This is a genomic window from Providencia sp. PROV080, from assembly GCF_033688105.1.
Classification (GTDB): Bacteria; Pseudomonadota; Gammaproteobacteria; order Enterobacterales; family Enterobacteriaceae; genus Providencia; species Providencia zhejiangensis.
Genome location: NZ_CP096346.1, coordinates 1,763,273 through 1,776,758 on the forward strand (window position 1 = coordinate 1,763,273; position 13,486 = coordinate 1,776,758).

Annotated in this window: 9 protein-coding genes and 7 tRNA genes; 10 read left to right on the top strand and 6 right to left on the bottom strand. The window is 40.7% G+C overall.

Annotated elements, in window-relative coordinates; genetic code table 11:
- Positions 1–19: 19 nt before the first annotated feature.
- The 3 genes from ligA to M1F03_RS07660 all read left to right on the top strand — a co-directional run bounded on the left by ligA (position 20) and on the right by M1F03_RS07660 (position 3,820).
- Positions 20–2,035: an NAD-dependent DNA ligase LigA gene (gene ligA / locus M1F03_RS07650; protein ID WP_154625129.1), complete on the top strand. Its 2,016-nt coding sequence runs from the start codon at positions 20–22 to the stop codon at positions 2,033–2,035.
- Between the two features lie 317 nt (positions 2,036–2,352).
- Positions 2,353–3,537, top strand: a complete 1,185-nt coding sequence (locus M1F03_RS07655; RefSeq protein ID WP_251463935.1) for a NupC/NupG family nucleoside CNT transporter — start codon at positions 2,353–2,355, stop codon at positions 3,535–3,537.
- A gap of 67 nt (positions 3,538–3,604) precedes the next feature.
- On the top strand, positions 3,605–3,820 hold the full coding sequence (locus M1F03_RS07660) for a DUF3820 family protein (RefSeq protein ID WP_163861035.1): 216 nt from the start codon (positions 3,605–3,607) through the stop codon (positions 3,818–3,820).
- Positions 3,821–3,888: 68 nt separating this feature from the next.
- Here M1F03_RS07660 and M1F03_RS07665 read toward each other — a convergent pair whose 3' ends face one another.
- Together M1F03_RS07665 and M1F03_RS07670 are read right to left on the bottom strand one after the other, a co-directional pair.
- The gene (locus M1F03_RS07665) at positions 3,889–4,908 is read right to left on the bottom strand and encodes an LLM class oxidoreductase (RefSeq protein WP_231131775.1); all 1,020 of its coding nucleotides are present in this window, start codon (positions 4,906–4,908) and stop codon (positions 3,889–3,891) included.
- A gap of 9 nt (positions 4,909–4,917) precedes the next feature.
- Positions 4,918–5,541, bottom strand: coding sequence for a glutathione S-transferase family protein (locus M1F03_RS07670; protein ID WP_154625126.1), 624 nt, complete (start codon positions 5,539–5,541; stop codon positions 4,918–4,920).
- Between the two features lie 113 nt (positions 5,542–5,654).
- Here M1F03_RS07670 and gcvA point away from each other — a divergent pair, with 113 nt between their 5' ends.
- Positions 5,655–6,557, top strand: a complete 903-nt coding sequence (gcvA, locus tag M1F03_RS07675) for a transcriptional regulator GcvA (protein WP_163861036.1) — start codon at positions 5,655–5,657, stop codon at positions 6,555–6,557.
- A gap of 46 nt (positions 6,558–6,603) precedes the next feature.
- Here gcvA and M1F03_RS07680 read toward each other — a convergent pair.
- From M1F03_RS07680 to gltX, 3 genes are all read right to left on the bottom strand, one after another.
- Positions 6,604–6,679: transfer RNA gene (locus M1F03_RS07680), tRNA-Ala, on the bottom strand.
- 38 nt (positions 6,680–6,717) lie between these two features.
- Positions 6,718–6,793, bottom strand: a tRNA-Ala gene (locus M1F03_RS07685).
- Positions 6,794–7,011: 218 nt separating this feature from the next.
- Positions 7,012–8,433: a glutamate--tRNA ligase gene (gltX, locus tag M1F03_RS07690; protein WP_154625124.1), complete on the bottom strand. Its 1,422-nt coding sequence runs from the start codon at positions 8,431–8,433 to the stop codon at positions 7,012–7,014.
- 456 nt (positions 8,434–8,889) lie between these two features.
- Between gltX and M1F03_RS07695 the strand changes: the two genes are divergently transcribed.
- The 6 genes from M1F03_RS07695 (at position 8,890) to M1F03_RS07720 (ending at position 11,953) form a co-directional block, all read left to right on the top strand.
- Positions 8,890–8,965: transfer RNA gene (locus M1F03_RS07695), tRNA-Val, on the top strand.
- A gap of 37 nt (positions 8,966–9,002) precedes the next feature.
- Positions 9,003–9,078, top strand: a tRNA-Val gene (locus M1F03_RS07700).
- Between the two features lie 34 nt (positions 9,079–9,112).
- Positions 9,113–9,188 (top strand) — tRNA-Val (locus tag M1F03_RS07705).
- A gap of 52 nt (positions 9,189–9,240) precedes the next feature.
- Positions 9,241–9,316 (top strand) — tRNA-Lys (locus M1F03_RS07710).
- 30 nt (positions 9,317–9,346) lie between these two features.
- Positions 9,347–9,422 (top strand) — tRNA-Lys (locus tag M1F03_RS07715).
- A gap of 2,237 nt (positions 9,423–11,659) precedes the next feature.
- A complete protein-coding gene (locus tag M1F03_RS07720; protein ID WP_154635756.1) occupies positions 11,660–11,953 on the top strand; it encodes a helix-turn-helix domain-containing protein in 294 nt (97 codons plus the stop codon).
- Positions 11,954–12,309: 356 nt separating this feature from the next.
- Here M1F03_RS07720 and M1F03_RS07725 read toward each other — a convergent pair.
- A protein-coding gene (locus M1F03_RS07725) for an IS3 family transposase (protein ID WP_130574490.1) occupies positions 12,310–13,472 on the bottom strand; the annotation gives its coding sequence in 2 pieces (ribosomal slippage) (positions 12,310–13,208 and positions 13,208–13,472; 1,164 coding nt in all).
- Positions 13,473–13,486: the final 14 nt, after the last annotated feature.

Sequence of the window (13,486 nt, forward strand, 5' to 3'; positions counted from 1 at the left end):
TTATCTTTATTGGTGAAACATGACAACAAAACAATATCTTGAGACACTCAAACAGCAATTACGCCATCATGAATATCAATACCATGTATTGGATGCACCTGAAATTCCCGATGCTGAATATGACAAATTGATGCAAGAGCTCAAGGGTATCGAAGCAGAACATCCTGAGTGGATCACCAGTGATTCTCCAACTCAACGCGTAGGCGCTGCACCATTGGCCGCATTTGATACGGTGCGCCATGAAGTGCCTATGTTGTCGCTGGATAACGTATTTGATGAAGAAAGCTATCTTGCGTTCGATAAGCGTGTCAGAGATAGATTAAAAAACAATCAAGAACAAACATTTTGCTGTGAACTAAAATTAGATGGCCTTGCGGTGAGTCTGCTGTATGAAAATGGTGAACTTGTCCAAGCAGCGACGCGTGGTGATGGTACTGTCGGTGAAAATATCACCTCAAATGTCCGAACGATTCGTGCCATTCCGCTACGTTTGATAGGTGATAACATTCCTACACGAGTGGAAATTCGCGGGGAAGTGTTCATGCCACAAAAAGGCTTTGAAGCTTTAAATGAAGAGGCTCGCCGTACAGGTGGCAAAGTGTTTGCTAACCCACGTAATGCGGCAGCGGGCTCATTACGTCAACTCGACCCACGAATTACGGCTAAAAGACCATTAACTTTCTATTGTTACGGCGTCGGCTTGGTAGAAGAAGGCTCTTTACCCGATACGCATTATGAGCGTCTCATGCAATTTAAAGCGTGGGGGCTACCGGTCAGCGATTATGTCCAATTACGTACAGGTGCTCAGGCCGTATTAGACTTCTATCATGAGATAGAAAAAGCGCGGCCAACCCTCGGCTTTGATATTGATGGCGTAGTGATTAAAATTAACGCCATAGCGACTCAGGAAGAGTTAGGTTTCGTTGCTCGTGCCCCGCGTTGGGCGACAGCCTTTAAATTCCCTGCACAAGAGCAAATGACCCTTTTAAAAGACGTGGAATTCCAAGTTGGTCGTACAGGTGCTATTACGCCTGTGGCTCGTCTTGAACCTGTTCAAGTGGCGGGGGTCATCGTCAGTAATGCTACGCTACATAACGCTGACGAAATTGAGCGTTTAGGTGTGCATATCGGTGATACTGTCGTGATCCGTCGTGCCGGTGATGTTATTCCTCAAATTGTTAGTGTCGTCGAATCAGAACGTCCTGCTGATAGCCGTGAAATTGTCTTCCCAACCCATTGCCCTGTCTGTGGTTCAGATGTTGAACGCGTAGAAGGTGAGGCAGTTGCACGTTGTACTGGCGGTTTGATTTGTGGTGCTCAGCGCAAAGAGGCACTTAAACATTTTGTTTCCCGTCGAGCCATGGACGTCGATGGAATGGGCGATAAAATCATCGACCAATTAGTCGAAAAAGAATATGTGAAAACCCCTGCTGACCTGTATCAATTAACCGCGGGGATTTTGACGGGGCTTGATCGTATGGGGCCGAAATCAGCACAAAATTTGGTCGATGCATTAAACAAATCCAAATCAACCACATTAGCTCGTTTTATCTATGCGTTAGGTATTCGTGAAGTGGGAGAGGCAACCGCTGCAAATTTAGCGGCACACTATGGCACGTTAGAGGCAGTGATGACGGCTGATGAAGAGTCCCTAAAAACCGTACAAGACATTGGTCATGTTGTCGCGAAGCACGTAGTTAACTTTTTCCGTGAAGAGCACAACCAAGCTGTTATTCATGATCTCGTACATAAAGCGAATATCCATTGGCCACAAGCGGTTGCTGTAGATGCGAGCACTATCGACAGCCCATTTGCAGGAAAAACCGTTGTCTTAACTGGCTCTCTCAGTCGACTCACTCGCGATGAGGCGAAAGATAAATTAGTTGCCTTGGGCGCGAAAGTCTCTGGTAGCGTTTCTAAGAAGACGGATTTGGTTATTGCGGGTGAAGCTGCGGGTTCAAAACTGGCGAAAGCGAATGAGTTAGGTATACCCGTCATTGATGAAGATGAGCTTATTGCGTTATTAGGTGCCTAACCTTTTTATTGACGTATCGTATTTAAGTTGCAGTGCTGTTAGCGGTATTTATGCCTCTGCTGACTCACTGCTGCTTAAAGTTTATTGCGTCAATATTTGAAGAAATGGTGTATTACCTATAAAATGCGTATTGATATGACCTGCGTCAATCTTCCTGCCGAGAATCGAATTTCTCCTTAAAAGTGTGAGCCATATAGTCTTTTCACAAAATACACAGTGTTCATTTTCATGCTAATGTGATGCTTATCGCATTTAAATGTCGTCTATTACATAGAATAGTCATATGACCGCATTATTAAATTTGTATGGAGTCGCATATGACCTCGATCCTGCATTTTGTTTTATCCCTTATAGTCATTGGCGCACTTGCCGTATTAGCGAGTAGTAACCGTAAAGCGATACGGTTACGTTATGTTATTCAACTCCTCGTTATCCAAGTTGCATTGGCATATTTTTTCTTACATTCGAATATAGGTTCTTCATTCGTACTTGCTGTTGCGGGGGTCTTTACCCATTTATTAGGTTATGCAGCGGAGGGAACCAAATTTATTTTTGGGGGTATGATCGAAGAAAATTTAGCATTCTTCTTCTTACAAGTTCTTTGTCCCATTATCTTTATCTCCGCGCTCATCGGTATTTTACAACATATCAAAGTGTTGCCGATTGTGATCCGTATCATCGGGACGGTATTATCTAAAGTTAATGGAATGGGCAAGTTAGAGTCATTCAATGCGGTCAGTTCACTGCTCTTAGGACAATCAGAGAACTTTATTGCTTATAAAGATCAGTTAGGCAAAATGTCTGAGCGTAGAATGTATACGATGGCAGCGACCGCGATGTCGACAGTGTCGATGTCTATTGTGGGTGCCTATATGACCATGTTAGAACCGCGTTTTGTGGTCGCAGCATTAGTGCTTAACATGTTTGGTACTTTCGTCATTCTCTCTTTGATTAACCCGTACCCACCAGAAGCGGAAGAAGAGTTGCAAATGAGCAACATTCATGAGGGGCAAAGCTTCTTTGAAATGCTGGGTGAATATATTCTTGCAGGTTTTAAAGTTGCGATTATCGTATCAGCAATGTTAATCGGTTTTATTGCATTGATTGCCATGGTTAATGGTATTTGTATGGCTATCTTTGATATCAAATTCCAAACCATGTTGGGCTATGTATTCTATCCATTCGCTTGGATACTTGGAATTCCAGCCGACGAAGCATTACAAGTAGGCGGTATTATGGCGGTGAAAATGGTAACCAATGAGTTCGTTGCGATGAGTGACTTACAAGCCGTTGCTGCTGGACTATCGACCCGCTCAGTGGGGATCCTATCGGTTTTCTTAGTCTCATTTGCTAACTTCTCTTCAATTGGTATTGTTGCAGGTGCTATCAAAGGGCTGAATGAGAAACAAGGGAACACAGTTGCTCGTTTTGGTCTTAAATTACTGTTCGGTTCAACCTTAGTGAGCTTCCTATCAGCGGCTGTTGTTGGATTGATTCTGTAACTCACTAAAAAGTGTTAAAGTGTTGAGCGGCATTCATGATGAATGCCGCTTTGTTTTTGGAGGGCAAATGGAAAAACAAGATCTGATCGATATAGCAAACACATCAATGCCGTTTGGCAAATATAAAGGTCGTGTTTTGATTGACCTTCCAGAAGAATACCTCTTATGGTTCTATAAAAAAGGGGAATTTCCACAAGGGCGATTAGGGCAACTGATGGAAATGGCATTAGGCTTAAAAATAGAGGGGCTAGATGGCCTTGTAAAGCCTTTAAAGCGTTCTTAGGCTTGTAATTGATTAACGGCTATCATCGTCTGTGAGAGCCGTACATAAATAAATTGAGTGATTATTTGCTACCAATCCATAGGTCGTGTTGCCACGGTCTGATGTGTTGGAAAAAGAGGTAAAATGTCTAAGGCAATTTCTTCAATAACGTCTTTAGCAGGACGCTGAGAAAATTGAATGCCAAGGGCGGCATGATTAACACCCGCTGACTGCCATTGTTCTAATAATTCGATCAGCCCATGACGTCCTGTTCGTAGCACGTAACCCCCATTTAATGCTGTTCTTGGATAATTAGGGTCATCAACTAAATCAATCCATTCATTAGTGATATGCGGGCGAAAATGATTGTCTGGTATTAAATTACGCCATGTCCGAATTTTCTCAGCGAGTCGTATCGGGCCTTGTTTATCGCTAGTGGAACCGGGGTAGGTTAACCATCCATCTGAATGATCTGCAATCCATTGCAACGACTGTCCTGAATTACCCGTCACAATTAAAGGGATTTCTCCTGTACTAGGCTTAGGAAGCAACTCTACCCCCGTAAATTGTCCAAGCGATGAATTAACGGTTAATTCCCCGTGTTGCATCAATTGTCGGAAAAGCTGTATAGACTCTGCAAAACGTTCTGCTCGTTGATTGTGTTGCAAACCATAAGCAGGAAACTCGATATATCTATCACCAGAAGCGACACCTAGCACAAGGCGGCCTCCTGATAGTTGGTCAATGGTCACTGCCATTTTGGCAAGGTCGATAGGATGACGTAAGGTAAAAATGGCACTGCCTGTGGCTAAAGCAATATTTTTTGTTTGGGCTGCAATAAAAGCAAGATAGGTAAAGGGATCGAAAAGTTGCCCTGCGTCGCCGAAATCAGCCGTGAATAAGGGAATATCGCGTACCCAGATGGCTGCGAAGTTATGCTTGTCAATTTCTTGAATCAATACACTTTGTCCAGTCAGCACACGAATATCATTGCGGTAAAAACGTAGAGGTAAAAATACCCCGACTGTTAATGAATCGGCTTTGAACATCCTTTGATAGCCTGGATGATTGGAAAAAGCCATATTGTTTATTTCGTTAATATTATTCATTTTATCCTTTTAGGCTCCAGTGGCGGGGGCTGGCAAAGTGATGCCTTTGACGACGGCAGGGCGTTTAGCAATACGCTCGTACCATGCACAAAGGTGCTCAAAACGGCTGAAGTCAAAATTAACAATACGTGCAATATGCAACCAACCAAAATTAGCAATATCTGCAATGGAATACTGTTCTCCAGCGAGATAGCGGTGATGTTGTAGTTGGTTATTTAAAACGGATAAAGCATTGTCACTTAGATGTTGATAACGTTGGATGGCTTCAGGGATCTGTAACTCACTAAAAATTTCAAAATGAACTCTTTGCCCTAGCATTGGCCCAACACTTGCGGAGTGAAACTGTAGCCATTTTATGGTTTCCCAGCGAATTCTTAGGTCTCTATCGAGAAGTTTTCCGGTTTTTTCAGCTAGATAGAGCAAAATTGCAGCTGATTCAAATAAAGTTATCCCTGTTTCCGTATCCGTTATCACAGGGATCCGTCCATGTGGGTTTAAATTTAAAAAATCAGCCTGTTTATGCTCCCCCTTATCAATATTAACGGTATGCAAACGGTAGGGGAGTGCTAATTCTTCTAATAGAATGGTGATTTTAAAACCATTTGGTGAGCTGTCAGTATAGAGTTCGATCATTTTATTTCTCGATGAGTTAAACTAAACATATGATGTAAGACTTTTTAGTATTTCGTTTAAAACCAGTAAAATAAAACGATTTAATCTAACTCTGAGTTTAGAGAAACTAAATTATGAATCCCGTATTACCGCTATTAGCATTACGCGCTTTTACCGAGGTGGCTCGGTACAACAGCATAAAACAGGCAGCGCAAGTTCTTGGCGTGACTTCAGGTGCAGTTAGCCAACAAATTCGCTTGCTAGAAACGCGTGTAGGGCGCCCATTATTTATTCGGCAGCGCTATCACATGGTACTAACCGAGGAGGCTGCTCGCATCTATCCTACGCTTTTACAGGCATTCGAACAGATCGAAAGTAGTATGCGGCAATTGGAAGAGACGAAAGTCAAAAATAGCTTAACCATTAGCACCGTTCCTTCTTTCGCCGCCTCATGGTTAATCCCTCGATTAGGCGATTTTAGAACTCGTTATCCAGAAATTGAATTACGTATCGAAGCTTCTGCAAATCTCGTTAATCTAAGAAAAGATCCTGTTGATATTGCGATCCGTCATGGATTGGGAAAATATCCGGGATTGCATACAGAGCATCTAATGACGCCAACGTTACTGCCAGTTGCTAGCCCACATTTTTTCACTCATGGTAAAATCACAAAAATGCCCGTCACCCCAGAGGCGTGTTTAAATTACCCATTATTACAAGACAGTGACCGTGCAGACTGGTCATTATGGTTAACCGCTCATGGCGTTAAAATTGATGAAAGAGCAAAAAAGGGCAGCACCTTTGATGATGATTATTTACTGATTCGAGCGGCTATTGCAGGGCAAGGGATTGCGTTGGTGCCTCAAGCCTATGCTCAACAGGAAATGACTGAGGGAAGATTAATTCAAGTGCTTGATAAGCCTTGGCCAGCTCAATTCGCGTATTATTTAGTGATGTTGGAAGCCTCACGGCAACGACCTGAAGTAGATGCATTTGTTTGCTGGATACAGCAGCAGGCTGCAATGAATATAGAATAATAACGAGGTCAATTTCTAATATTTCGGGGGAGACTGAAAAAGGGAGTGGTGGAGCTAAGCGGGATCGAACCGCTGACCTCTTGCATGCCATGCAAGCGCTCTCCCAGCTGAGCTATAGCCCCAACAAAATGATTTTGATACCACCTAACAGGGAATTAGATGGTGGAGCTAAGCGGGATCGAACCGCTGACCTCTTGCATGCCATGCAAGCGCTCTCCCAGCTGAGCTATAGCCCCAAACAAAATCCTTTGGACGGAGGGCATAATATTCAAGCAATGCTAGGGTGTCAATCAAATAATGTGAAATTGAGTTTAACTGCTGAATTATAGAGCATTTAATCATCAAGAACGGGGTTTAGTGAGGTATTGGCCGGTGATTAATCGTTGCGAATGATTTATTAACAAAGCCAAACATGGCAAAAAGCCCTATTTTAAATAGGGCTTTGGGGGAGGCGTTATTGTGCAGACGCTTCGCGTTCGCTGATGAAAGCTAATGCTTTATCAATACGAGTGATTGAACGTGCTTGACCTATCGCATGTACAGTCACATCTAACGCAGGTGATTGGCCGGCACCTGTCACTGCAACACGTAATGGCATACCGACTTTACCCATACCGACTTCAAGCTCTGCGGCTGTTTGCTCAATGGCTTGATGAACATTTTCAGCTGTCCAATGAGTGATTGCCGCTAATTTTTGTTTGACGGTTTCTAATGGTTGACGAGCAACAGGGCGCAAGTGTTTTTTCGCGGCATCGGCATCAAACTCAGCAAAGTCTTCATAGAAGTAATGGCAAGATTCTGCGATTTCCTTCAACGTCTTACAACGTTCGCCTAACAATTTCACTAGCTCAGCTAATTGTGGGCCGTTTTCAGTATTGATATTTTGTTGTTCTATATGCCATGCAAGATGAACCGCGACTTCTTCAGCAGGTAACTGATTAATATAGTGGTGGTTTAACCAAAGTAATTTATCGGTATTGAATGCACTGGCTGATTTGCTAATGGCATCTAGGCTGAAGTATTCAATCATCTCTTCACGAGAAAAGATTTCTTGGTCGCCATGTGACCAGCCCAAACGAACTAAATAGTTGAGTAGCGCTTCTGGTAAATAACCTTCATCACGATACTGCATTACACTGACTGCACCATGACGTTTAGACAGCTTTTTCCCATCATCACCTAAAATCATTGAAACGTGCGCGTATTCTGGAACCGGCGCGCCCAGCGCTTTGAGGATATTAATTTGACGAGGGGTGTTATTAATATGGTCTTCACCACGGATAACGTGAGTAATTTCCATATCCCAGTCATCAATCACCACACAGAAGTTATAAGTTGGTGAACCATCTGTACGGCGGATGATGAGATCGTCGAGCTCTTGGTTACTGAACTCAATAGGACCGCGGATGTTATCATCAAAAATAACTGAGCCTTCTTGTGGATTACGGAAACGAACGACATGAGGCTCGTCTGGTGTGTGATTATGGGCGTGATCTCGGCAGCAGCCGTCATAGCGCGGTTTTTCACCAGAAGCCATTTGTTGGTCACGTAATGCTTCTAAACGCTCTTTAGAGCAGTAACAACGATAAGCGGTGCCCGCGTCAAGCATTTGATCAATGACTTCGTTGTAGCGATCAAAGCGCTTCGTTTGATAATAAGGGCCTTCATCCCAATTCAAATTTAACCAGTTCATACCATCCATAATGGCATCGATAGCTTCCTGGGTTGAACGTTCTAAATCGGTATCTTCAATACGCAGAACAAATTCGCCCTGATTGTGACGGCTGAATAACCAGGAATAAAGCGCAGTACGCGCTCCACCAACATGTAAATAGCCTGTTGGGCTAGGTGCAAAACGGGTTTTAATTTTACTCATCGAGATTGCCTTAATTGCGATACGTGGTTTCTAACATGTTGGGCTTCTCTAGACTAAGAAGATAGATGAAGCACAAACTTATCTTCTACTTTAGGTTCATTTGATGAAAACGGGGTCAGCAGCACACGTTATTCATCACGAGAAACTCGTCAACAAGTCTAAAATGTTGCTCTATTCTATCACTCTAAAGTGATACCTCAATCAAGTTATCGATAGTTGAGGCAAATAAAATCAGTCGTAAAAGAAAAATAAAGGAGATTTTTCAAGCATAAAAATATTTTTGTTCTAGTATTGTATTTGTTGGGTGATATGGATTAACCATTTATTGGTTAAATAAGGTTCTTTTCTGGCGAATATTGGTACATCTTGCTTATTTTTACAACGAACAGAAAAAATCTATTCAAAAACCGTTGACTCAGAACGAGGGATCCCTATAATGCACCTCCATCGACGGCAGGGCGATTAGCTCAGTTGGTAGAGCATCTCCCTTACAAGGAGGAGGTCACTGGTTCGAACCCGGTATCGCCCACCACTGTCGACGATAAAAGAAGTAAATGAAGTAAATAAATGGGCGATTAGCTCAGTTGGTAGAGCATCTCCCTTACAAGGAGGAGGTCACTGGTTCGAGCCCGGTATCGCCCACCATTTATTTACAAATATGTGAAGCTTGTCATGAAGTGGGCGATTAGCTCAGTTGGTAGAGCATCTCCCTTACAAGGAGGAGGTCACTGGTTCGAGCCCGGTATCGCCCACCACTTCATTAGTTACTCGCATTATTCATAATACTGATTACAAAAGTTTATAGATGGGTCGTTAGCTCAGTCGGTAGAGCAGTTGACTTTTAATCAATTGGTCGCAGGTTCGAATCCTGCACGACCCACCATCTTAAAATTCAAAATCAGTCATACCAGATGGGTCGTTAGCTCAGTCGGTAGAGCAGTTGACTTTTAATCAATTGGTCGCAGGTTCGAATCCTGCACGACCCACCATCTTATTTATTCCTCTAAATCATCCAACAAACGTTGAAATTCTTTATTGCACATAGCGTGCAGGTGAGAAACTGCATTCAAGTTCAAGTTCAAGTTCAAGTTCAAGTTCAAGTTCAAGTTCAAGTTCAAGTTCAAGTTCAAGTTCAAGTTCAAGTCGGAGCGCAGCAGGGCAGCGTTGCTTTTGTCACAACGACTCGCAGGGGGAGGCTAAAGGCCGAATCATCCTGTACGACCCACCATCTTATCGACTCCTCTAGATCACCCAGCAAAGGTTTAAATTATCTATTGTACTAAACGTGTAGCTGAGAAGCTGTATTCAGGTTCGAGCCAAGCGAAGCGAGACAGCGTTGCGCTAGTGCTTCCCAATGGACATTAACTTTATTACACGCCTAGCCGCTTTTTATTCATAGAAATCGACCTAAGTCTAGCGGAACATCATCGTGAATATGCAAAACAAATAATAGTTCGTTGCATAGCATCCAGCTCCAAACTGTAAAACAGAAACTCCGCAACGCCTTTCAAAGCTCATTTATGGTGAAATTAGAAATGATGTATTGCCATGAATGGGCGTAAAAGAAATACAGCAATCCTAAAACATAACTTAGAAGCGTATTTAGTTTTGATTGATGATTATCTTTCGATTAATAAATGTACGGAATAGCCTTAAGGATATACTTAATATCGCTTTAGTTTAACTCTTTAGCATTATTCTATATGTATCCAGATTTTGTTTTATTAAGTGTCTGGACGAGAGATTGATCGTGTTACTTGGGAAATTCGGTGGCGAATTCATTAAATATCGCGTATGTCATCGGCGAGTACGCTTATCTGAGTATATGCAGTATGAAGTATTTTTCGCGGAACAAATAGGAAGTCTATTTGCTTATCACTCAAATTAAAGATGCTCTATTTTTAAGCAACAGAATCGGGCTTGTTAAGTGTAAATTTTTCTTAATCATATTATTTCATTTATCCTCTCGAATAGAGAATATTCTATTAACGGTCATGTATAGTTGATTTTCTTATTGTCACGCCGCGTTATTTCATTGTGGGTCTAGCAGCAAAGCTGGCTGTGTCAGCTCTTTAATATGTTAAAGCTTAAAAAATGATTCATCTTGATAATGTTAGTCTTAATAGGAGTAATGAATCTTCTATAAGATAGGCTTATTAATACTAAATTTAACAATCAATAAATAAAATATCATTTCGAGCAGTTGTGGTGTGTTTTGTGCAAAAAAAGAGTATCACATAAAGATGTTTTTATTATTGTTCGTTTTACCTGATAGGGTGTTTTTACACGTAAAAATAGTAAATATCTTCCCTAATAAGTGCTTATATTTCATTTGCCTAGCGAAAAAGAGGAAAATCAAAAATAGTGGGCAATATTCTATAAAAGTTGATGATATAAAAAACTGCCAATGAAAATTTTATAGATATAATTCTCGCAAGTTTAATTTACAACAGGAATATAATTACAAATAATCGTATATGGAGGGATTTGTCAGTATAAAAACCTGTGTATTTGTGGAAATTTAATTTTTTGTTTTTTGTGATATGCTTCATGTATAGCAAACCAAAATGATACTTAGGGTTAATGTTTTGTTATGTTGAGTACATTGGCTATAGTCTATTTTTTATGCTGCTTTAAAAATCGAGTATTTTTTGCCGATTGTAACAAAAGGACTATTGTTATAAGTTATTGATATTTAAGTTATCAAAATGATAATATGGGAAAGATTTCCATTTTTTACTTAGTTTTACAGTTTTAGTGTATTTATCGTATTATGTATATTCATAAAATGAATATTACTTTGAAAAATCATTAATACTGTTACAGTGTTAAATTATTCTGTTTATTTCTTTTATTTTTAGATTTTTTATCGGTTAAATGAGCTTAATTTAGATAATAACTCTGTAGCTACCTGTTGGGTTGAGTTCGAACAGAACAACAATTATTAATTGTTAAGTTAATTAACTCATTGAAAATTAAGAGTAATATGCGAGCTGTGGATTTTTTGTGATTATGAAAATATTTAGTTACATAGTTGCAATGTCTTTTTTGGATTAGTTGAAACTAATTATATGGCTAGTATATCATCCCTCTCAAGATATATGCTGAATCGTCGTTAACACACCCTAATGGCTATATCATAAATAAAGATAACAATAGAAAAACACAGAGAATCACCTGCTGATTTTTTATTTCATTAATAATATAAGTTGAAGCGAGAATGTTTATGAATACAAAATATCCTGTCGCTTGTGCAGTTGGACAAAAAATTAAATCGTTAAGAAAATCTCAGGGCTATACCGTTTTCCAGTTAGCTAAAGAGATTGATATCAGCGAACAACAGCTATTCCGTTATGAGCGTGGAGTAAATCGTATAGATATTGATTGCCTAGTAAGAGTACTAAAAGTATTAGATGTGAATATGGGCGAGTTTTTCAGTGAAGTTCTACAAGATGATTCTCATGCTAATGAGGACAAAGAATCTAAAGGGTTTGACGACTCTATTTATTCTCTCATTTAAAGAACAGTTAATTATGTTTCAAAATGAAACTTAATTAAGTGAACAACGCTTAATTGTTTCAATTAAGAACATTATTATACTAATAGCAATTGAGAATTCTCTCTATTGAGAATACTGATAAATTCTTGTATCTATCTTTATTTATCTGCTATCAAATAAAAGCCCTATTATGGGCTTTTATTTTTTTATCAATAGAATTTCAGGAGATTGTCTAAGTGAAAAACGGAGAGATGGATAAGTGGATAAAAGAAGGCGACAGATTCAACATCAGTTAATTTTATTATTCACCAAATTAACTGATGTTATGAATTTTTTGACTAATTCTCTTCTTGGGAAATAGGCTCTAATTGTACTGGTCAAGTCCAAGTGGACACTTTTAATTGATAATTTTCATACTCAACAGGGCTCACATCCCCGTTAGCTGTATGAAGCCTTTTTACGTTATAATACTTCATGTAAGCCGTAACATCCGCAACCATTTCTTCGTAAGTTGCGTGATGGACTTTTAATATCCAGTCATGCTTTAAGCTTCCAAAGAAGCGTTCAACTACTGCATTATCCCAGCAAGCGCCTGTGTCGCCCATTGATTGCTTTATACCCATTCTGACTAAGGCTTTCCTTAGCTTTTTACTGGTGTATTGCGAACCGCGGTCGCTATGGAAGATAACTCCCTTAGGGTGCTTTCTTAGCCAATAAGCTTGTTGCAATGACTTTAAAACTAAGTCTGTCGTCATGCGTTTACTGATCGACCAGCCAACAATACGCCGCGAATAAAGATCCATGACCACGCTTAAATACATCCAGCCCTGTGCCGTTTTTAAGTAGGTAATATCACCCGCCCATACTTGGTTGGGCCGTTCTGGGTTAAAGTCCATACTGACTAAATTCGGCGCAGCCAAATGACGTTTATCGCGCTGTGTTGTTACCTTGTAAGCTACGCGCTGCCTAACGACAAGGTTAAGCCTTTGCATGATGGAACGCGTTTTATAACGACCAATAGCGAAGCCATGCTGATTCAGTTTTTTCATTAATTCACGGCTACCCAAGCTTTCACGGCTGTCTTTAAAAAGTTGCTTAGCTGTGCGATACAACATCAGTGTATCCTCAGTAATGAGCTGTGCTGGGCGTTTATCCCATGCATAGTAGCCTGAACGACTAAGCCCAAGCGTCTTACAACTTAAGCCTACTGGGTAGCCTTCTTGCCGTGCTTGGTGAATAAACTTAAAGTTTATTTCATTTCCTTGGCGAAGAAGGCCGAAGCCTTTTTTAATATTTCTTTCTCCATGCGCAAACGCTTGTTTTCAGCGCGTAGTTTGCGTAGCTCAGCACGCTCATCATCAGATAGAGCAACACCGCTGGCTTGGTCTTCAAAATGCTTTTTCCAAGCATAAATTTGGTTGGGATTAACACCTACGGCCTGAGCCGCTTCAACCACGCTGTAACCTTGCTCCGTCACCAAGGCAACAGCTTCTTGTTTGAATTCTTTGGTGTAGCTATTATATTTACGTTTCTGATTCATAATCACTCCAAGTC